The organism is Kocuria sp. SM24M-10 (assembly GCF_001027955.1).
Lineage (GTDB): Bacteria > Actinomycetota > Actinomycetes > Actinomycetales > Micrococcaceae > Kocuria > Kocuria oceani.
Map to the genome: position 1 here is coordinate 56758 of NZ_LDNX01000062.1, position 19408 is coordinate 76165.

The 19408-nt window shown below is 72.5% G+C and carries 17 protein-coding genes; 7 read left to right on the forward strand and 10 right to left on the reverse strand.

Annotated elements, in window-relative coordinates; genetic code table 11:
• Positions 1–69: 69 nt before the first annotated feature.
• Complete coding sequence (locus ABL57_RS07720; protein WP_047802876.1) at positions 70–831, reverse strand: IclR family transcriptional regulator; 762 nt, start codon at positions 829–831, stop codon at positions 70–72.
• 177 nt (positions 832–1008) lie between these two features.
• Between ABL57_RS07720 and ABL57_RS07725 the strand changes: the two genes are divergently transcribed.
• Positions 1009–2403, forward strand: coding sequence for an MFS transporter (locus ABL57_RS07725; protein WP_047802877.1), 1395 nt, complete (start codon positions 1009–1011; stop codon positions 2401–2403).
• An 18-nt stretch (positions 2404–2421) separates the two neighbouring features.
• Here the strand turns inward: ABL57_RS07725 and ABL57_RS07730 are convergent, their stop codons facing one another.
• Positions 2422–2925: a phosphoribosyltransferase gene (locus ABL57_RS07730; protein WP_047802878.1), complete on the reverse strand. Its 504-nt coding sequence runs from the start codon at positions 2923–2925 to the stop codon at positions 2422–2424.
• A gap of 122 nt (positions 2926–3047) precedes the next feature.
• Here ABL57_RS07730 and ABL57_RS07735 point away from each other — a divergent pair, with 122 nt between their 5' ends.
• Positions 3048–3623, forward strand: a complete 576-nt coding sequence (locus ABL57_RS07735; protein WP_047802879.1) for a cysteine hydrolase family protein — start codon at positions 3048–3050, stop codon at positions 3621–3623.
• 37 nt (positions 3624–3660) lie between these two features.
• Here the strand turns inward: ABL57_RS07735 and ABL57_RS07740 are convergent, their stop codons facing one another.
• Together ABL57_RS07740 and ABL57_RS07745 are read right to left on the reverse strand one after the other, a co-directional pair.
• Positions 3661–4368, reverse strand: coding sequence for a cation transporter (locus ABL57_RS07740; RefSeq protein WP_047802880.1), 708 nt, complete (start codon positions 4366–4368; stop codon positions 3661–3663).
• Positions 4365–4697 carry a helix-turn-helix transcriptional regulator gene (locus tag ABL57_RS07745; RefSeq protein ID WP_047802881.1) on the reverse strand — a complete coding sequence of 111 codons (333 nt, stop codon included), beginning with the start codon at positions 4695–4697 and terminating at the stop codon, positions 4365–4367. The genes ABL57_RS07740 and ABL57_RS07745 overlap by 4 nt, the downstream gene beginning before the upstream one ends.
• Before the next feature lie 413 nt (positions 4698–5110).
• On the opposite strand from ABL57_RS07745, the gene ABL57_RS07750 reads away from it, so the two are divergent.
• The gene (locus tag ABL57_RS07750) at positions 5111–7111 is read left to right on the forward strand and encodes a hypothetical protein (RefSeq protein ID WP_152683310.1); all 2001 of its coding nucleotides are present in this window, start codon (positions 5111–5113) and stop codon (positions 7109–7111) included.
• 254 nt (positions 7112–7365) lie between these two features.
• On the opposite strand, the gene ABL57_RS07755 is transcribed toward ABL57_RS07750, so the two are convergent.
• From ABL57_RS07755 to ABL57_RS07770, 4 genes are all read right to left on the reverse strand, one after another.
• Complete coding sequence (locus ABL57_RS07755) at positions 7366–9066, reverse strand: heme peroxidase family protein (protein ID WP_082157293.1); 1701 nt, start codon at positions 9064–9066, stop codon at positions 7366–7368.
• Between the two features lie 159 nt (positions 9067–9225).
• Positions 9226–9759 (reverse strand): signal peptidase I, encoded by a 534-nt coding sequence (lepB, locus tag ABL57_RS07760; protein ID WP_187347279.1) that lies wholly within the window; start codon positions 9757–9759, stop codon positions 9226–9228.
• Between the two features lie 69 nt (positions 9760–9828).
• Positions 9829–11631: a multicopper oxidase family protein gene (locus tag ABL57_RS07765; RefSeq protein WP_047802883.1), complete on the reverse strand. Its 1803-nt coding sequence runs from the start codon at positions 11629–11631 to the stop codon at positions 9829–9831.
• Positions 11632–11748: 117 nt separating this feature from the next.
• Positions 11749–12291 carry a hypothetical protein gene (locus ABL57_RS07770; RefSeq protein ID WP_152683311.1) on the reverse strand — a complete coding sequence of 181 codons (543 nt, stop codon included), beginning with the start codon at positions 12289–12291 and terminating at the stop codon, positions 11749–11751.
• A gap of 312 nt (positions 12292–12603) precedes the next feature.
• Here ABL57_RS07770 and ABL57_RS07775 point away from each other — a divergent pair, with 312 nt between their 5' ends.
• From ABL57_RS07775 to ABL57_RS07785, 3 genes are all read left to right on the forward strand, one after another.
• On the forward strand, positions 12604–13557 hold the full coding sequence (locus ABL57_RS07775; protein WP_047802903.1) for a bacterial transcriptional activator domain-containing protein: 954 nt from the start codon (positions 12604–12606) through the stop codon (positions 13555–13557).
• A gap of 130 nt (positions 13558–13687) precedes the next feature.
• The gene (locus tag ABL57_RS07780) at positions 13688–14383 is read left to right on the forward strand and encodes a response regulator transcription factor (protein ID WP_082157294.1); all 696 of its coding nucleotides are present in this window, start codon (positions 13688–13690) and stop codon (positions 14381–14383) included.
• Positions 14384–14433: 50 nt separating this feature from the next.
• Positions 14434–15768 (forward strand): sensor histidine kinase, encoded by a 1335-nt coding sequence (locus ABL57_RS07785; protein WP_047802886.1) that lies wholly within the window; start codon positions 14434–14436, stop codon positions 15766–15768.
• A 52-nt stretch (positions 15769–15820) separates the two neighbouring features.
• On the opposite strand, the gene ABL57_RS07790 is transcribed toward ABL57_RS07785, so the two are convergent.
• Positions 15821–16873, reverse strand: a complete 1053-nt coding sequence (locus ABL57_RS07790; protein WP_047802887.1) for an LLM class flavin-dependent oxidoreductase — start codon at positions 16871–16873, stop codon at positions 15821–15823.
• A gap of 94 nt (positions 16874–16967) precedes the next feature.
• On the reverse strand, positions 16968–17687 hold the full coding sequence (locus ABL57_RS07795) for a hypothetical protein (protein WP_047802888.1): 720 nt from the start codon (positions 17685–17687) through the stop codon (positions 16968–16970).
• 315 nt (positions 17688–18002) lie between these two features.
• On the opposite strand from ABL57_RS07795, the gene ABL57_RS22955 reads away from it, so the two are divergent.
• Positions 18003–19406: an S-layer homology domain-containing protein gene (locus tag ABL57_RS22955; protein WP_047802889.1), complete on the forward strand. Its 1404-nt coding sequence runs from the start codon at positions 18003–18005 to the stop codon at positions 19404–19406.
• Positions 19407–19408 lie beyond the last annotated feature (2 nt).

Consider the following 19408-nt stretch of genomic DNA (forward strand, 5'->3'; position numbering starts at 1 on the left):
TCCTCGAGGTTGGTGGACAGGGCGTGGCCCGTGGCGGAGGCGGACCGGGGCGGACGGGCCGGGGCGGGCTCAGGCCCGCAGCGGCAGCTCCAGCGCGAGCGTGGCGGCGGCCCGGCGCAGGTCCGGCACGTGGGCCTGCAGGGCCTCCTGGTCGGCCCGGAAGATCGGGGCGGCCAGGGCCACGGCGGCGACCAGCCGGTCCGAGGCCGACAGGACCGGGACGGCGACGGCCGCCATGCCGATGTCGTTCTCCTCCTGCTGCCCGGCCCAGCCCTGGCGGCGGACCTGGTCGATCTGCCGGCCCAGCTCTGCGCGGTCGGTGATCGAGTGCTCGGTGCGCGGGGTCAGCTCGATCGTCCCGAGCAGGTGCTCGCGGGTGGCCGGGTCGGTCCAGGCGAGCAGGACCTTGCCCAGTGCGGAGGTGTGCAGGGGGCCGCGGTCGCCGGGGTCGGTGGTGGTGCGGAACTGGGGCCCGTCCACCTTGTGCACCGTCAGGAACCGGTCGTCGTCGAGCACGGCCAGGATCGAGCTCTCGCCGGTGAGGTCGGTCAGGCGCTGGAGGACCGGCACCGCCGCCCCCTCGAAGCCGCGGTGGTGGGCGACCTTCTGGCCCAGCTGGTAGATCCGCAGGCCGAGCCGGTACCGCTTCTCCCGCCGGTCGTAGCTGGCGAACCCCGTCTCGACCAGGGTGTTGAGCAGCCGGTAGGCCGTGCTGAACGGATACCCGACGGCGTCGGCGATCTGGCCGGCCGTCGCGCCCTCGGGGTAGTCCCCGAGCAGCGTGAGCAGCCCCAGGGCTTTGCCGACCGTGCCGGACTTCTCGGTTGCCATAGGCACCTCCCTTGACGCCCAGTGTGATCTGGAACATGCTGTGTGTCCAGCATACAGAAACAATTGCCGATATGTGGAAATTGACGGAAAGTCGACCCGATGGCCTCCAGCGGGGACCGACGGACCGCCGCCGCACCCGGCCCGTCCTGCCCGTCCTTCGAGTGAAAGACCCCGACCATGACTCACGCCTCGCCCCCGGCCGCCCACGTCAAGACGCCGAAGAAGGCAGCGCTTGCCAGCTGGATCGGCTCGGCCCTGGAGTACTACGACTTCGCCGTCTACGGCACCGCCGCCGCCCTGGTGCTCAACCATCTGTTCTTCCCCCAGGACGCCTCCCCCGGGGTGGCGATCCTGCTCTCGATGGGCACCGTGGGCGTGGCCTACGTCGTGCGCCCGCTGGGGGCCCTGGTCATGGGTCCCCTCGGGGACCGCCTGGGCCGGAAGTTCGTCCTCATGCTGACGCTGTTCATGATGGGCGGGGCGACCTTCGCCGTCGGGTGCCTGCCCACCTACGACCAGGCCGGGCTGCTCGCCCCGGCGCTGCTCGTGCTGTGCCGGGTGATCCAGGGCCTGTCGGCCTCCGGCGAGCAGGCCAGCGCGATCTCGGTCTCCCTGGAGCACGCCGAGGAGCACCGCCGGGCCTTCACCACGTCGTGGACCCTGCAGGGCACCCAGTTCGGCACCCTGCTGGCCACCGCCGTGTTCATCCCCTTCACCCTCCTCCTCACGGAGGAGCAGCTGTTCAGCTGGGGCTGGCGCGTGCCCTTCTGGCTCTCCGCCGTGGTAGTGGTCGTCGCCTGGGTGATCCGCCGCCGGCTGGAGGAGCCTCCGGCGTTCGAGCAGGCCAAGGCCGCCCTGCCCGGGGAGAGGCCCGCCACCCCGCTGTCCCTGATGCTCAGGTACCACAAGGCCGCCGTCCTGCGGATCGCCACCGCGGCGATGATCAACACCGTCAACGTCGTGTTCCTGGTGTGGTCCCTGTCCTTCGCCACGTCGGTGGTGGGCCTGGAGCGCTCGACCATGCTGTGGGTGTCCGTCGCCGCCAACGCCCTGGCACTGCTGATGATCCCCGTGGCCGCCACGGTGGCCGACCGGGTGGGGCGCAAGCCGGTCTTCCTCGCCGGGGTCATCGGCCCGGCCGTGATGGTGTACCCCTACCTGGCCGCGGTCTCGGCCGGCAACTGGGTGCTGATCTTCGTCCTCGGCGCGATCCTGTCCGGGTTCTTCTACTCGATGGCCAACGGCATCTGGCCGTCCTTCTACGCCGAGATGTTCCCCACCCGGGTGCGGGTGACCGGCCTGGCCATGGGCACCCAGATCGGCTTCGCCGTCTCCGGCGGCCTCACCCCGGTCATCGCCAGCTCCCTGGCCGGCGCCGAGGGCACCAACTGGATGGGCGTGGCCCTGTTCGTCAGCCTCGCCTGCGCGGTCTCCGCCGCGGCCGCCCTGACGGCCACGGAGACCAAGGACCGGACCCTGGCGCAGATCGACGACCTGCACACCACCCGCACCGAGGCCCTCGAGCTGGTCGAGATCGACCGGGCCGGCGGGAGCCCCCGCGCCTCCCGGTAAGCCGGACCCCGCTCGGCGTCAGCCGGCGGCCGTGACCGGCGGGGTGGCCGACCAGGGGAAGACGATCCACTCGTCGGTGGCCCGCCACACGAAGTCCGGCTCCACGACCGAGCGGGGCTTGGCGTAGATGACCGCGGAGCGCGCCTCCGCGCCGAATCCGCGCAGCAGCTCGAGCACCAGGGCGAGGGTGCGCCCGGAGTCGGCCACGTCGTCGACCACGAGCAGCTTGCGCCCCGCGATGGACTCGGTGTCCAGCATGGGGGCGAGCAGCACCGGGTCCGGCAGCGTCTGGTGCACGTCGGTGTAGAACTCCACGTTGATCGCGTCGGAGAGCTTCACCCCCATCGCGTAGGACAGGGCGCCCGCCGGGAGGAGGCCGCCCCGGGCCACCGCGATGATGATGTCCGGGAGGAAGCCGCTGTCCACGACGCTCCGGGCGAGTTCCTGGGTCGCCTCGCCGAAGCGCTCCCAGGTCAGGATCTCCTTGCCCTCGAGCTCCAGGGCGTCCGCGTGATAAGCCATGGGCTTCAGGCTACCCGAGCGGGACGGCGGCTGGAGCGGCCGCGGCATAGGTAGTACGTTCGCTGATCAGATCGTCGCGTGTCGCCGCTCCTCGGCGACGCCCCCCCACCGGAGAGGACGCCATGACCCCGCAGCGCACGGAGGGCCGCACGGCCCTGCTCGTCATCGACATGCAGAACTCCTACTTCGACTTCCCCGAGCTCGAGGAGCAGCGGGAGTCCGTGACGGCGAAGGTGAACGAGCTGATCGCGGCGGCCCGCGAGGGCGGGTGCCCCATCCTGCTGATCCGCACCCAGCACGAGCGGGACCGCTCCACCTGGACCGTCAACATGCACGACGACGGGCAGGGCTTCGCCTACCCGGGCACGGAGCAGTCCCAGTACGTGGCCGGCCTCGACACCGAGGACGGGGTGGGGCTGGTCAAGACCCGGGACAGCGCGTTCTTCGACACGGACCTCGCGGCCCGGCTGCGCAACCTGGGCGCCAACCGTCTGGTGCTGTGCGGGATCTCCACGCACAGCTGCGTGGCGCAGACCGCGATCGACGCGTTCGCGCACAACTTCCGGGTGGCCGTGGCCCGGGACGCGGTCGCCTCCGAGAACGCGGACCTGTCCCAGGCGCTCCTGGCCTTCCTGGCGGACGAGATGCGCCAGGACATCCTGCACCAGCCCGACTCGGTGGCCCGGCTGCGCGGCTGAGTGCCCGCGGCGTTGCCCGCCGCGTCCGGGAGCGGGCTCAGGAGCAGCAGGAACAGCCGGGGCCGCACTCCTCGGCGCAGTCGTCGGCGTCCGCGCCGACGAGGACGGCCGCGGGCGTGCAGCAGGCGTCCCCGCGCCAGGCCTGCAGGCCCTCCCGCACCGCCACGGCCGCGATCACCAGTGCGGCCGCGGGATCGGCCCAGGTCCAGCCCAGGGTGCTGTTGAGCAGCAGCCCCACCAGCAGCACGGCCGAGAGGTAGCTGCAGAGCAGGGTCTGCCGGGAGTCGGCCACCGCCGAGGCGGAGCCCAGTTCCCGGCCGGTGCGGCGCTCGAACCAGGACAGCACCGGCATGACCACCAGGCTCACCGCGGCCAGCCCGATCCCGACCGGCGAGTGCTCCGGCTCGGCGGCCCCGAGCAGGGCCCGCAGGGCGTCGACCGTGACGAACGCGGCGAGGCCGAAGAAGGAGAGGGCGATCACCCGCATCGCCGCCCGCTCCCGGCGGTCCGGGTCGGGCGCGGCGAACTGCCAGGCCACGGCGGCCGCGGAGAGGACCTCGACGACGGAGTCCAGACCGAAGCCGATCAGCGCCGAGGAGGAGGCGACCGCCCCGGCGGCGAGGGCGACGACCGCCTCGATGACGTTGTAGGTGATGGTGCCGGCCACGATCCAGCGCACCCGCCGGTGCAGGACCGACCGGCGGTCGGCAGTCAGAGGCGTGGATTCCGGGGCGCGGGAGCTCATGCGCAGGTGCAGCCTTCCGGCGAGCAGCAGTCGGGGTCCACGGTGGCCACGAGGTCCAACAGGTCCCCGAGGGCGCCGCCCAGACGGGGGTCGGCCAGCCGGTACCAGGTGCTGCGCCCCTCGCGGGCGGAGGCCACGAGCCCGCAGCCCCGCAGACAGGCGAGCTGGTTGGAGACCACCTGCTTCGACACGCCCAGGGCTTCGACGAGGTCGGAGGGACGCGCCGGGGCCTCCCGCAGGCTCAGCAGGATCCCGGTGCGGACGCCCTCCGAGAGGGCGTGGCCGAGCCGGGCCAGGGCGGCGGAGTGGGTGCTGGTCACTGTGGTCACCCTCTGACAGTACAGGCTTCCATGTACCGTGCGGGTGCCACGCCCGCGGGGACCGGCTCGCGGCGGGGACCAGCAGGACGGCGCCGACGTCGGCCCGGTCGGGCTCCCGCGAGGAGCCCGGGACGTCCGTGTGTGTCGCATTGCGTCGGGCACCTCGGTGCCGTTCCCCGGGACGCCCCGGGGCGTCCGCCTCCCACTGCTCCCCGGCAGGCTCGGGGCAGGAACGGCGCGGCGCACCGGGTGCGGACGGCCCGGGCGGAGGGCTGCGCGCCGCGCACCAGGTCGCGCCGTCCACCTCCGACCCCGCACGGACCGGGTCCGATGCCGATGCCGGTCGCATGTGCAACAGGGTTTTTCCAAGAGCCCGTCCACATATTTGCGATGTCATCACCACCGCTCTGTGAGGAGACATCATGAGCACGTCAACCAGCCCCCAGGAGCTGCTGCGGGACCCGCCGCAAGGACTTCGCTTCCGCCGGAGCCTTGCGGTGTCCCTCGCCCTGGCCCTGGGCGCCACGGGCGTCAGCGCCGCCGTCGCCGTCACCAAGGTCACCGAGACGAACAAACAGCAGCTGACGGCGGTCGGCCCGGTGAGCAGCAAGTACGGGTTCCCGGCCTGGTACGAGGACCGGACCGGAACCCGGCTGGAACTGTGCGACGACGGCACGAACCCGCTGTGCGGCCTGGCCCCGGAGGAAGGGTTCGATCCCGAGCAGCCTCTCGCGCTGCCCGGCAACTTCCCCCACGAGATCTTCTACATGCTGGCCGGGTCCGAGCTGGACCTCCCCGGCGGCGGGAGCGCCGTGCTCACGCTCGGGCTGGAGGCCGCCTTCGCCAACGAGGTGGCGCCCGGGGAGCAGATGGTGTTCGCCCGGCAGCGTCTCGTGGTCAAGGACGGCCCGGCCAACAGCACGCTCTCCTTCCCCCACCCGTACGGGACCATCGAGGTCGACACCGACGCCGAGGGCAACGCCAAGCTCGTGGAGGACATCTCTCCCGCGGTCGGCAACTTCGAGACACCGCTGGGGAGCAACCTCGGACCGTTCCTGAAGTGGGACACCGGTGCCCCCGCGGGCTACCTGGGCAACCCGGACGTGCCGCACCGGATCGTGGGCGGTCTCCGGACCACCTTCTCCGTGTCCGGCACGAACGCGGCGACGGGCGAGGCCGTCGCCGCGAGCACCGACCAGTTCACCGTCCAGGGCAAGATCGCCACCAACACGGGGGTGAAGGCCGAACAGGCCGTGGCCACCTCGGACGCCACCGGCACGTACCTGGACGTCTTCGCCACCAGCCGCGGCGACACGCTCGAGGTGTCGGGGCAGGGCATCGCCACCACTCCCCTGGAGAAGGCGCCGGGGACCTCCGAACTCGCCTACGCCCGCGTGAAGGTCGACGGGGCGCTGCCGAGCGAGGTGACCGTCACGAACCTCGCCGACGACCCGCAGAGCACCAGCACGGTGGGCGTGAGCGACGTCTCCGTGCCCACCTCGGCCACCTACGACGGCACGAAGCTGACCGTCGTGGCGAGGACGACCTCCGGGTCCGCCCCGAAGGTCGACGGGTTCGGGGACACCGCGCCCGGAGCTGACGGCACCTACCAGGGCTCGTTCGACACCGTCGCTCCCCCGGTGAACGTGACCGTCTCCACCGGCACCAGCAAGGCCACCGTCCCTGTCGTCGTCACCGACGGCCCGGTGTCCCCCGTCGGGGTTCCTGCACCCCCCGAAGGTGAGGACCCCGGTCCGGTGACGGAGACCGAGGGCGGCACCCCCGGCACCGGCACACCGGGCACCGGAACTCCGCCCGCCGACGCCGAGGAGCCGACCGCTGCCATCGCCCCGCTGACGGCCTCGGTGCCCCGCGGCATCGCCACCGAACTGGACGGCAGCGGCTCGACGGACAACGCCGGCGCCGTCACCTACGAGTGGTCCCAGGTGAGCGGTCCCGAGGTGGCGTTCGACCGGAAGGACGTGGCCAAGCCCAAGGTCACGGTTCCCTTTTTCACCACGACCGGTGCCGCGGCACCCGTGGCGCCGGACGCGAACCCGGTGCTGCAGCTGGTGGTCACGGACCCCGCCGGCAACAAGAGCGCTCCTGCGACGATCACGCTGAACAGCGACGACGAGGTCACCATCGCCCCGGGGGCGAGGTTCCGGGCCGGCAAGGAGTTCCGGCTCGGCGGCACGGCCGTCGTCCAGGGCGCTCCCACGCTGCTCCAGCCGCCCACGTCGGTCAACGTCTACGACATGGCCGCGGACGGGACGTCCAAGCGCAAGCTCGGCACGGCGCAGGTGGACACCCTGGGCAACTGGGAGCTGAGGCTGCGGCCGGCGCCCAGCGGCACGGTCGCCAACGTGCTCGTGCAGTCGACGCGCGGCGGCGAGGCGAGGGGGGCGGTCGCTGCGGGGTGACGTTGACCGGATAGGCCACTCCCCGGGCCGGGGCGTGCCGGGGCCGCCTCCCGCGCCGTCGTCGGCCGCACCGGGAAGTCCACGCGGTCCGCCGGGGTTCGGCCTCCTGACGAGGACGACGGCAGGCGTGGCCCGGCGGGGTGAGCGGCTTCTCCGTCGGTCACCGGCCCGCACGCACGGACCCGCCCTGCCCGGCTGGGCAGGGCGGGTCGTGGTCGGCCGGTCCTGGTCCGCCGCGGCCGGCGCGGCGGGGCTCACCCCGCCGGTTCGGGCTCCACCTCGACGTCGTCCTCCGCGTGGAGCTCCTCGGTCTCCTCGGTCTCCTCCGCCCCGGGATCGTCCTCGGCGCCCTCGTCCTCGTTGCCCACCGGCATGTTCTCGAGGGCTCCGGCCATCTCGAGGAAGTCGCCGCTCCGGAAGGGCGTCCGCTCGGGCGCCCAGCCGTTCGGGGCGTTGAGGAACGACGTGCGGTCCAGGGAGAGGATGCCCAGGATCACCTCCGCGACGATCCTCCCGCCCACCGGGCCGAGCGTCCGCCCACCGAGGAGCTCCGCCTCCTTGAGCACGTAGAACCACAGCGGCGCCCGGCCGTTCCAGCGGGGGTCCGTGAGTCCGAGCCTGTCGTTGGGGATGGGGGCCAGGCCCATGGCCCTGGCGACGTCCTGGCCGGCCGGCAGGCCGAGCCGCTTGCCCCGCAGCAGGTTGCGGTGGGCCAGCGAGAGGATGGCGCCGTCGACGTGCTGCACCACGGTGGGTGGGAGCTCGTCGAGCGGGAGCGCGAGCTTGGTGTCGATCAGCCGGGTCATGTTGCGGTCGTCCGGCACGCTCATCCCCGGGACGTCGAAGAAGTAGTTCCAGTCGGCCCGCGCGATGGTGGGCAGCGGGCGGGACCCGCGGAGGTCGTTCGACGGCTTCCCGAAGAAGGGGATGGTGACCGCGTCGTGCATCTCGTACTCGGCGCGGATCATGCTGTGCCCGAACCGGTACGCGGCCACCGAGTACTCGATGGGCATCATGGGCCGCGTGGGGTTGCCGGGCTTGTAGAACCTGCAGTCCACCCCGGTCGGCCCGCCCCGGCGGGGCCTGAGCATGCTGTCCACCAGGGCCTTGCCCGCGATGCGGGGGAGGAAGTCGTGCACGATCAGCCACTGGTAGTGCCAGCGGACCAGCCGCTGCGCCTCGTCGAACGTCCTGCCCTCGTCGACGAGCTTGTTGTGCAGCTGCAGGAAGGTGAGGTGGAACTGGGCGACGATGAGGTTCTCGTCGTTGCGGTGGTCCCCGATGACCGCCGTGCCGTCGGCGTTGCGGGGCAGATCCGGGAATCCGTCGTGGTTCCGACCGATGCGCAGGCGCCGCGGATCCGCCGGTTCGTAGAGCTGCGGGTCGGCGGCCGGCCCCCGCCCGTAGACGGACCCCAGCTCGAAGAACGGGGTGTCGAAGTTGGTGAGGCCCTTGGGGTCCACCTCCTGCAGCGGCATGGGCGTCCGGTCGAGCGTCATGTCGTGGTCGATGAACTGCCCCAGGTAGGCGTAGCCGGCCGGGATGTCCGGGTTGTCGAACCCGTCGTTGCTCAGCGAGACGTCGGCCAGGGGTGGGGTGCGGTCGACCATCTGCTGCGCCAGGTCGGCGAGGAGCTCGTCGCTCGGGGCGAAGGCGGGGAGCTTCTTGAACATGACACCGAAGCGTCCCTCCTTGGCCCGTCCCGCGGTGATCGCGATGTCGGAGCCGCGCGGTGCCCCCACGCCGTGGCCGGACCGTGCCGCGCTCAGGATCGGAGCGGCGGCGGGCCCCGCCGCGGGCGCCGTGGGCGCGGGCTTCCTGGGTGCGGCGTGCGCCGGCCCGGCGGCCGGCAGCGCGGCCAGGCCGGCCATCACCCCGCCGAGAACGCCTCGGCGGGAGATGCCCCCGGTCGCCGTCGTCTCCTCCGGCACGCGGGTCCTCTTCGTGGCTCTCATCGGATGTTCCTCTCCCCCAGGCAGTGCATGTGCGAACAGGAAACGACGCAGGTCTTGGAAATACCTTGCGGAACTCCTGTTCGTGACACGGGGGAGCGGGCCCGGGGCGAGGGGAGTGGTTCGTCCCGGGCCCGCCGCGGTGTCCCGCGGGCGGCGGCGCTAGGGCCAGGGCAGCAGGACCGTGGCCTCCAGGTCCTCGGCCGGAACGCTGCCGAAGTGGCGGGAATCGACCGACACGCCCCGGTTGTCGCCCATGACGAAGACGTGGCCCTCGGGCACGGTGACCGGCCCGAAATAGGTGCCGTCGATCCGGCTGCGGTCCACGAACGGCTCGTCGACCGCCACGCCGTCGACGACGAGGACGGAGTCCTCGATCGCCACGGTCTGGCCACCGGTGGCCACCACCCGCTTCACGGTCGTGCTGCCGTCGTCGGGGTGGGGGAACACCACCGTGCTGCCCGCGGACACCCCGGCGGGGTCGGGGCCCGGTTTCAGGAGCAGCGCGACGCTCCCCTCCCCCAGGGTGGGCTCCATGCTGTCCGAGGCGACGACCACCGGCGCCACCAGCCAGATCCGGGCGGCCAGGACCAGGGCCAGACCGAGCAGAACCGCCCGGAACGTCCCGCGCCCGCGGTGCCGGCGCCGGTCCCCGGCCTCCTGGACCGCGAGCGGGACCGTGCTCAACGCTGCCATGTCGGCTCCTCTTCTCGTCCCGGAACGACGGCTCCGCCGTTCCCGTTCGGCTGCGGCATCGACATCACGTCACCCGTTGGGACGCTGCCGCTTGGGCTGCGTCCTGCCCGACGTCTTGGTCGGGGTCGGGGTCGGTGTGGATGACGGGCTCGGTGTGGAAGCCGGGCTCGGTGTGGATGACGGGGTGGGCGTGGGTGTGGGCGTGGGTGCCGGTGCAGACGTCGCGCTGGGCGTGGCCGACGGTGTCGGTGCCGGCTCGGGCACGGTGGCGGTCGTCCCCGAGGGCACCGCCGGGGCCGCCGTCATCGGATCGTTGGGGTCCGGGTCACCGGGCTCCCCCACTCGGAACTGCACCATCATGTCGTGGTCCTCGTGCACCAGGTTGTGGCAGTGCACCATGTAGCGGCCCTCGTGGGGCCCGAACTTCACAAGGAGCCGGACCGTCTCGTTCTCCCCCACGTAGACCGTGTCCTTCGGCCCCTTCTCGTAGGCGAACGGAGCCCTGCCGTTGCGGCTCAGCACCTTGAAGTCCACCAGGTGGATGTGCATGGGGTGGAACCATCCGCCCGAGCCGTTCTCGAACTCCCAGATCTCCGTGGCGCCCAGCGGCACCTCCGCGGCGACCTTGCGGTAGTTGCTGGCGATCACGTCCGCCCAGGTGACCCCGTCGATCGTCCACGTGCCGTTCTCGCGCTTGACCCGGAAGCGGCGGGTCCTCGTCGCCTGGCTCTCCTGCAGGTTCATCACCTCGCTGCCGACGAGCGTGGTGGGGATCCTGTTCCAGCTCGGGTCCGCGGTGTCCACGGGTTCGTCCACGACGTCGAAGGCCATGATCTTGTTCGTGAAGTCGTAGTCCACGTTGTTGTCGTTGGACAGGTTCTGCAGCTCGATGCGCTGTCCCGTCCGGTACTTGCTGAAGTCCACCAGGAACTCGTAGCGTTCGGCGCCGGCGTGCCGGTACTCCCGGACGGGCTGGGCCGTGGGCATCAGGCCGCCGTCCGTGGCGACCATGACCAGCGGGTCGCCCGTGCTGAGCCTGGGCCGGAGGGAGCGGGAGATGCAGCAGTTGAGGAGCCGGAACCGGTAGACCCGCTTCTGCACCTTCATGACGGGCCAGGGCCTCCCGTTGACGAGGATGACGTCCCCCCACAGCCCCGACTGGCTGTTGTCGTCGTAGCCCAGGGCCCCGTTGGCCGCGAACATCGCGTCGGAGACCGTCAGCGCGACGTCGTACTTCCCGCGCGGCAGGAGCCGCTCGGAGTTGGCGTCGTGCATGTGGTACTGCCCCGCCAGACCCGAATAGGCGTTGAGCGCGGTGTGATGGACCCCGTGGTCGTGGTACCACAGGGTCCTCGCGCCCTGGAAGTTCGGGTACTTGTACGTCTTCTGGAATCCCGGCCGGGTGATGTCGCTGGCGTAGCCGTCGTACTGGGGCAGCGAGGCGGAGCCGTGCAGATGCGTGGAGGTGTCCAGGCTGTGCCCCCCGAGGGCGTGCCTGGCCGGCAGCTGGTTGACCACGGTGAGCTCGACCTTCGTGCCCTGGTAGACGTCGATCGTGGGTCCGGGGAAGATGCCGTTGTAGCCGAGGATGGGCGTGAGCAGACCCGCCTTCGGCAGGATCTGCGCCGAGGCGGCCTTCTCCACCACCGTGTAGTGCCGCACGGTCTTGCCGTCCGCGGGATCGACTGTGTCCGGCGACGAGGGCCCGAGCACCGGGGCCTGGGTGAAGTCCGTCCGGAACGGCCGGGGCATCAAGGATTCGTCGAGCGCGCTCGCCGACTTGGCGTTGACCGCCGTGGTCGGCACGCCCAGAGCCGCGCCTGCGACCCCCAGCCCCCCCAGCAGCAGGACGTTTCTTCTCGAGACAGCCATGATGTCGTTCCCCCTTGGACCGGGGCCGCTGCGCTGAGCGTGGCCCCGTGTGCTTGGACAGTGCGTGTGGGGGAACGGCCCGGCCCCCCGGACGGGCCGTTCCTGCGGCCTGCGTCCTCAGCCGCCGCTGTGGTGATCGGTGCCCATCGAGAGACGGACGTCGCCGGCGCCCTCGAGGGTCAGCTCCAGGGCTTTGTCGGGCACCTCGAAGACCAGCTCCGCCTGCAGCGTCTCGCCCTGCGCGAGCGAGGCCGCCGCCGACGACGCCCAGACCACGGGCGCGCGGCGGCCTCCGAGCCGGTCCACCGCGTAGTCGTCCGCGGTGAACTCGAGCCCGTCCGGATCCATGGCGGTGAGCTCCAGCAGCACGACCACCTGGTGGGCGCCGCGCGGGACGTCGCCGGTGAGCTCCGCGGGGACCTCGCGGCCCTCCAGAGCGGCGAACTCCGTGTACGGCATCACACCGTGCAGCCGGGCGAGCCCGCCCGGCACGGTGCCGGAGGCGCCGAGCATCGTGCTCGGCTCGTCCTCCGCGGAGAGGAGACCGCGCCCCAGCACCAGGAGGAGCGCCAGCAGGAACAGTGCCGGCGGCATCCACCGCCGGCGGCTCCGCCGGACCGGCGGCGCGTCCGTGGTGATCGATGCTTCCTGAGTGGTCATGGCACCACGCTCGGGACACGACCTTGGAGAAACGTTGCGGTGACGGCTGTCGACCCGGGAGCACCGCCCGCCGGGCCGGCGCCCCGGGCGTTCATGACGATTCGTGGCGTCGCCCGCGGGGTGCGCGCCGGATCAGCGGGTGCACGCGCTCGCCCGACGCGCGTCGTTCCCTGGGCTCCCGGGCCCGTGCTTCCGGGGCCGGCGGTCCCACCCCCGAATGGGGGGGGATGCGCACCCCCCGTTCGGGGCTGACGGACAGCGGCGGCCGCCCACCACACTGAGGCCACTTCGGGGGGAGTGATCATCGTGAACATGTCAGCCGTCAACGTACGATCCGCAGCCGGGGCCACGAAGGCCCGGCTCTCGGTACAGGTCATCGGGCCGCTCGTGGTCCGGCAGGGGAGCCGGGTCCTGACGTCCAGGGAACTGGGCGGGCCCCGGCAGCGGCAGATCCTGGAGATTCTGCTCCTGCAGCTGGGGACACCCGTGTCGAAGCACCGGCTCGTCGATCTGCTCTGGGGCGGGCGGGCACCGGCCGCGGCGCTGACGACCCTGGAGAGCTATGTCAGCGTTCTGCGCCGGCACCTCCAGCCCGGGGAGTGCAGGAGCGGCCCGCTGAAGACCACGAACGGCGGGTACGTCATGGACGCCTCCATGGTGGAGCTGGACCTGTCCCGGTTCGACCGCCTCCTGGAGGCGGCCCGGCAGGCCGCGGCACCGGAGGCGCACTCCCTGCTCCGCCGGGCCCTGGACATGGCCTCCGCACCGCTTCTCGGGGACGAGCCGGACTCGGAGTGGCTCGAGGGCCAGCGCAACGCCTACACGGCCCGCGTGACCGAGGCCCGCGTGCTGTCGGCCGAGACCGGCCTGGAGCTGGGCCGCTGCCCGGAGTCCGTCGCCCAGGCGAGGAGGGTGCTCGCGGGCGATCCGCTGCACGAACGCGCCTGGACCGTGCTCGTGCTGGGACTGGAGCGCTCGGGCCGTCATGTGGAGGGCCTGCAGGAGTACGACCGCTGCCGCCGGATCCTCGGCGAGGAGCTGGGGTGCGCTCCGGCGCCTGCCGTGCAGGCCGCCTACGGGCGCATGCTGCAGGCGACGGCGACGACGGGCAGTGAGCTGGGACTGGCCCTGTCCGCCCTCCTGGTGCTGCACGGCCCCTGCGGTGACACGGAGTGGTTGCCGGGCGCACCGCCTCCGCTGGCGCGCGAGGAGGCCGCCACGGTCCTCCAGGCCTTCCTGGGGCGCACCCTCGCCCCGGCCGGCTGAGGCGGGCGGCACGGTGGACCGGTGCGCCGGGAGATCGACCCGAAGAGCATGCCCCCTCGTCAAGCGCCGAAATGGGGACACGTGCCCAGCTGGCGGCAGGGATTTGCGATCGGCATACTACTCGTACGTAATGCACGGGTTGCCGGGGGGCTGGTCGGACATGGCCGAGGGGCTGGGGGAAGTGCACGATGGGCGCACCTCGATACTGGTGGTCGACGACCACACCACGTTCGCGGAGCTCCTGACCGGCGCGCTGCGCCAGGAGACGGACCTGCACGCGGTCGGCGTGGCCGACGACGTCGAGTCGAGCGTTCGCCTGTGCGGCATGCTGCGGCCCGACGTCGTGGTCATGGACTACCACCTCTCCGGCGGCAACGGGGTGACGGCCGCCGCGCGGATCCTCCGCGAGCGGCCGGGGACACGGATCGTCATGCTGACCGGGGACCCGGCGCAGCACGTCCTGGAGGCCGCGGCGGCCACGGGGATCTGCGCCTTCCTGCCGAAGGACGGCTCGCTCGCGACGCTGCTCGAGACCATCCGCAGCGCCCGCTGCGGCACGATGGCGGTCCACCCGTCGTTGCTGGCCGCGGACCACCCCAGCCGTCGTGGGGGCGCCGCGGTGCCGGCGCTCACCCAGCGCGAGCTGCAGGTCCTGCAGCTCATGGCCCAGGGCCACAGCGTGGGCACGAACGCCCGGCTGCTGAGCATCAGCCCGAACACCTGCCGTGGCTACGTGAAGACGATCCTCGCCAAGCTGGGGGCCCACTCCCAGCTCGAGGCGGTCGCCGTCGCCTCGAGGCTCGGCCTGCTGACGGGCCGGTCATGAGGCGCCTGCTCTCGCGCCCCGAGCGCCCTGGGCACACGGCCGGGGACCTGATGTCCGACTGGCCGGTGGCTCCACCGGCCCTGGCCACGGACCGGTCCGAGGTCCGGACTGCCGTGCAGCGGTTCCTGCTGACCGGCCTCCTGGTGCTGCTCGTCGCCGCGGTGCCCGCGACCTGGTGGATCCGGGCCGTGGCCGAGGAGCATGCCGTGGAGCACGTCCTGCGCGTCACCCAGCGGTTGGCCGACTACGCCGTGGCGCCCTTGATCACCGACGACCTGCTCGCGGGCGACGCGGCGGCCACCGCCCAGCTGGACGTCCGGCTGCAGCCCTGGCTGGACGACGGCACCATCCACCGCATCAAGATCTGGGACGAGGACGGGACCATCGTCTACGCCGACGAGCACGAGCTCATCGGCCAGAACTACGGCCCGCCCTCCTGGGACGACGACCTCGTGGCCCGGGGCGAGGGGATCGCCACCGTCGAGCACCAAGAGGACGCGGAGAACGCGCACGAGTCCGGTGCAGGACGGCTCGTCGAGGTCTACGTCGGGTTCGTGCCGGTCGCCGGGGAGCAGCTCGTCTTCGAGGCCTACTACGACGACGCGATCGTGCAGGACGAGCAGCGCTCGGTGCTCATGGGCATGGCCCCCGCGCTCCTGCTGACGCTGGTGCTGTTCCAGCTGGCCCAGCTCGCCCCGGCCGTGGGCCTCGCCCGGCGGATCCAGGACCATCGGGCGGCCCGGGCCCGGCTGCTCCAGCACGCCGTGGACGCGGCCGAGCTGGAGCGCGTCCGGGTCGCCCGGGACCTGCACGACGACGTGATCCAGGACCTCGCCGGACTCTCCTACGCCCTCGAGGCCCAGGAGATGCATGCCGGTCCGGAGCAACGCGGCGTGCTCGGCCGCACCCGTTCGATCCTGCAGGGCAGCCTGCGCACGCTGCGCGGGATCACCACGGCCCTCTACTCGCCCGACCTGCTGACCCTCGGCCTGCCGAAGGCCATGGCGAACCTGGCGGAGCCGCTCGCGCAGCGCGGGGTCGACACCAGTGTGCAGATCGATCCCGCCGTGTTCCTCGCACCGGACCAGGAGGGGATGTTCCTGAAGGTGGCCAGGGAGGCCCTCGCCAACATCTCGAAGCACGCCCACGCCTCCACGGTCACGGTGCACCTCGGCGTGGAGCACGGGGCCACGGTGCTGACGGTCAGCGACGACGGCACCGGCTTCGACGACTCCGGCTCGTCGCCGGAGGGCCATCTCGGGCTGCGCATCATGCGGGACATCGCCGACGCCGCGGGGGCCGAGCTCTCGATCCGGTCCCGGCCGGGGGTGGGGACCACCGTGGTGACGACCCTGCCCCACGACGCGGTGACCGTGCGGCTCTGACACCCCGCGTCCTGTCCCGGCCGCCCCGGACACGGGGGTCAGCGGCGGGAGCTCAGCCGGTGGCGCCGGCCGGCAGGTCGGCGGTCATGTCCTCGACGTAGCGGCGCACCTCGGTGCCGAACAGCTCGATGCTGCGCGTCATCCGGGCGTGGTCCAGGGTGCCCACGGCGTACTTGAGGTCGAAGCGGGCGGCGCCCAGCGCCGCCGAGGAGCGCACGATCTTGCGGGCCACGGTCTCCGGGGAGCCCACGAAGTAGGCGCCCTCCGGGCCGCACATCGCGTCGAACTCCGCGCGGGTCAGCGGGCCCCAGCCGCGCTCCCGGCCGATCCGGGCGTGCGTGTAGGCCTGGTGGGGGAAGAACTCCTCACGGGCCTGCTCGTCGGTCTCCGCGACGTAGCCCGGGGAGTGGAAGGCCACCGGCTGCGGCTCCTTGCCGAAGTGCTCGAGGGCCTGGCGGTAGTAGTCCGCGAAGGGCGCGAAGGCGGCGGGGCTCCCGCCGATGATCGCGAAGATCACGGGCAGCCCGTAGTGGGCGGCGCGCACCACCGACTGGGGCGAGCCGCCCACGGCGATCCACGCGGGCAGCGACCCGGACTCGGTCCTGGGGTGGACCTCCAGCCCGCGGATGGGCGCGCGCAGCCGGCCCTCCCAGTCGATGACGCCCTCGGTGCGCAACCGGTCGAACAGCTGCAGCTTCTCCTCGAACAGGGCCTCGTACTCGTCGAGCGGATAGCCGAACAGGGGGAAGGACTCGGTGAAGGACCCGCGCCCGAGGATGACCTCGGCGCGCCCGGAGGAGAGGGCGTCCACGGTGGCGAAGCGCTGGTAGACGCGCACCGGGTCGTCGGAGCTGAGCACGGTCACGGCCGAGCCCAGGCGGATCCGCTCGGTCACCGTGGCGATGCCCGCCAGGACCGTCTCGGGCGAGGAGACCGCGAAGTCCTCCCGGTGGTGCTCGCCGATGCCGAAGAAGTTCAGGCCCACCCGGTCGGCCAGCGTGGCCTCGGCGACGACGTTGCGGATGACCTGGGCGCCGCTGAGCATCCGCCCGTCCGGGCCGGGATAGAGGTCGCCGAAGGTGTTGAGGCCGAGCTGGAGGGTCATGGCGGTGCTCCTCGTCGTGATTTTGTGGATGCATCCATAAAAGTCGCGGCCGGACGGTTCTATTCCGGGTGCCCGTCCCGGCCCGCCGTCCCGGTCAGCGCGTGAGCCATCCCCAGGCGGTGTGCTTCTCGGGGCCCGGGACGCCGCTGACGATCCAGGCGATGTCGTCCGTGGAGAGTGGGAACGGCGGCGCCGCGTCCTGCTCGGCGGCGGGCTCGAGCTCGTCCACGTGCTCGAGGCTCCACAGCTCGGCGAACAGCTGAGTCGGCCCGCGCCGGTCCAGCAGCCGCTCGCGCACCTCCTCGGCCTGCTCGTCCAGGTGGTCCTGCAGGAATCCGGAGAGCTCAGCCGCGAAGGCGTCCGCGCCCGCCTCCGCCGGGTCGATCTCCCACGTCCGGCGCACCACCGTCAGCACCTCGTCGTCGCTCAGGGCGGCGCCGTCCCGGCGGGGGTCGGGGACCTCGGCCGGTGCCGGCTCGCCGGCGGCGACGGCCAGGAACCGCTCCTGGAGGGCGAGCAGCGCGGCCACGGCCAGGAGGTCGTCCACCCGGGGACCGGGCCCCGTGGCGGAGCGGCCCGGAGCGCCCTCATCCACCACCGCCCCGTCGTCGTCGCCCGCGGCCGGAGGGGCGAGGAGAGCCTCCCAGGCGTGGCGCACCCAGGCCCAGACGCGCTCGGGGCCGGCGGCGCGGATCGAGGACGGGCGCCATCCGGCGGTGGCGGCGCGCCACCGCCCGTCCAGGGCGGGCTCGCCGGGGGCGGCCGCGGAGGGACCCGTGGGCTCGACGGGTTCGGGGGCGGGATGGCTGAACACGTACTGCTCCTCGGTCGGTCGGGCAAGGCGGATCCGCCCCCAGCGTAGGGCCCTGCCCCGCCCCGCACCCGGGCGGGGCGGCCCGCGACCACCGCGCCCCGAGCGCGGGCCCGCGCCCGGCGAATGGACGATCGTCCAGACTCCCGCGTCATAGGTCTTCATTCTCCCGGAACCCCTGGTCACAGCGGACTTCCCTCTGTTTACCTATGCAATGTCCACCAAAGGGTGGACAGCCGGTGCGCCTCCGGGCTGGAGACGACGCCGGCACCCCTCCATTTCCGCACCTCCCCCGGTGCCCCCAGATCGGAACGCGCTATGACCCCCCACATCGCGCGGCGGTTCCGCACGGCCTCTCGGCCCCTCGGTGCGCTCGCCGCTGTCGTTTCCCTGGTCCTGTCCTCCTTCCTCCTCGGCACCGGCCCCGCTGCGGCCGCCGAGACCCCGACCACCGGCTTCACCCGTGGTTTCACCGCGCCGAACGGCCTCAGCTCCACCTACAACCTGTACGCCGACGGCATCGACCGCTCGAAGCCGGTGGGCGTGGCCTTCTACTTCGACGGCGACGGCCAGTACTGGGCCCAGCGGCCGACCGGATCGGTGGTGCGGAACATGGCCCGGCACGCGGCCGCCCGGAACATGGTCCTGGTCGTCCCCCTGTCCCCGGACCGCACCGGCAGCCGCACCTGGTGGGAGAACATCGACGCCAACGGGGACTGGTTCCGCGCCCTGTCCGGCCACCTCGTCCAGCGCTACGGCCTGGACACCAACCGGGTGTGGCTGACCGGGTACTCCGGCGGCGCGGAGTTCATCACCATGGAGGTGCTGGCCGACCGGCAGAACTGGATCCGGGGTGGCGGTGCCGTGGTGATCGGCGGCGGCGGCGCCCGGAAGATGCAGACCGCTCCGTCCGCGGCCGTGAAGTCCCTGCCGATCCAGTGGGTCACCGGCGCGGACGACATCGCCGGCGCCACGCAGCCCGCGACCTGGTCGGCCCTCGCCTCCGCCCGGCGGGGGCAGCAGAGCTACGCGGCCCAGGGCTTCACCCGCACCAGCCTCCAGGTGCCCGCGGGCGTCAACCACCACGAGTACGACCAGGCCGCGCTCCTCGACGCGGCCCTGCGGACGTACGGCAGCGCGTCCGTCCCGGCCCCGGCTCCCGTGGTCCCGGGCCCGTTCAAGGACGTGCCCGCCACCCACACCTTCGCCCCGGAGATCACCTGGGTGAAGAACCGCGCCGTGCTGCGCGGCTGGCCCGACGGCACCTACCGCCCCGCCCACCAGATGACCCGCGAACAGGTCGCCGCCGCCCTCTACCGCCTGGCCGGCTCCCCCGCCTACACCCCCCCGCGCACCTCCCCCTTCACCGACGTGCCCACCAGCCACGTCTTCTACAAGGAGATCGCCTGGCTGCACGCCAAGGGCATCTCCACCGGCTGGGCCGCCGCCGACGGCACGCGCACCTACAAGCCCGCCCAGCGGGTCAGCCGCGACCAGATGGCCGCGTTCTTCTACCGCCAGGCCGGCAAACCGGCCTACACGCCCCCGCGGACCTCCCCGTTCGTGGACGTCTCCACCGGCCAGGGCTTCTATAAGGAGATGGCCTGGCTGCAGGCCACCGGCATCTCCACCGGCTGGAAGGACGGCACCTACCGCCCCGGCGCCGGCACCAGCCGCGACGTCATGGCCGCCTTCCTGCACCGGTACGCCGAGAACTCCTGATC

Excerpts from the sequence above, each read along its gene's own strand:
- ABL57_RS07720 (WP_047802876.1), bottom strand. The coding sequence starts at position 831 with ATGGCAACCGAGAAGTCCGGCACGGTCGGCAAAGCCCTGGGGCTGCTC.
- ABL57_RS07725 (WP_047802877.1), top strand. The coding sequence starts at position 1,009 with ATGACTCACGCCTCGCCCCCGGCCGCCCACGTCAAGACGCCGAAGAAG.
- ABL57_RS07730 (WP_047802878.1), bottom strand. The coding sequence starts at position 2,925 with ATGGCTTATCACGCGGACGCCCTGGAGCTCGAGGGCAAGGAGATCCTG.
- ABL57_RS07735 (WP_047802879.1), top strand. The coding sequence starts at position 3,048 with ATGACCCCGCAGCGCACGGAGGGCCGCACGGCCCTGCTCGTCATCGAC.
- ABL57_RS07740 (WP_047802880.1), bottom strand. The coding sequence starts at position 4,368 with ATGAGCTCCCGCGCCCCGGAATCCACGCCTCTGACTGCCGACCGCCGG.
- ABL57_RS07750 (WP_152683310.1), top strand. The coding sequence starts at position 5,111 with ATGAGCACGTCAACCAGCCCCCAGGAGCTGCTGCGGGACCCGCCGCAA.
- ABL57_RS07755 (WP_082157293.1), bottom strand. The coding sequence starts at position 9,066 with ATGAGAGCCACGAAGAGGACCCGCGTGCCGGAGGAGACGACGGCGACC.
- lepB (WP_187347279.1), bottom strand. The coding sequence starts at position 9,759 with ATGGCAGCGTTGAGCACGGTCCCGCTCGCGGTCCAGGAGGCCGGGGAC.
- ABL57_RS07765 (WP_047802883.1), bottom strand. The coding sequence starts at position 11,631 with ATGGCTGTCTCGAGAAGAAACGTCCTGCTGCTGGGGGGGCTGGGGGTC.
- ABL57_RS07770 (WP_152683311.1), bottom strand. The coding sequence starts at position 12,291 with ATGACCACTCAGGAAGCATCGATCACCACGGACGCGCCGCCGGTCCGG.
- ABL57_RS07775 (WP_047802903.1), top strand. The coding sequence starts at position 12,604 with ATGTCAGCCGTCAACGTACGATCCGCAGCCGGGGCCACGAAGGCCCGG.
- ABL57_RS07780 (WP_082157294.1), top strand. The coding sequence starts at position 13,688 with ATGCACGGGTTGCCGGGGGGCTGGTCGGACATGGCCGAGGGGCTGGGG.
- ABL57_RS07785 (WP_047802886.1), top strand. The coding sequence starts at position 14,434 with ATGTCCGACTGGCCGGTGGCTCCACCGGCCCTGGCCACGGACCGGTCC.
- ABL57_RS07790 (WP_047802887.1), bottom strand. The coding sequence starts at position 16,873 with ATGACCCTCCAGCTCGGCCTCAACACCTTCGGCGACCTCTATCCCGGC.
- ABL57_RS22955 (WP_047802889.1), top strand. The coding sequence starts at position 18,003 with ATGACCCCCCACATCGCGCGGCGGTTCCGCACGGCCTCTCGGCCCCTC.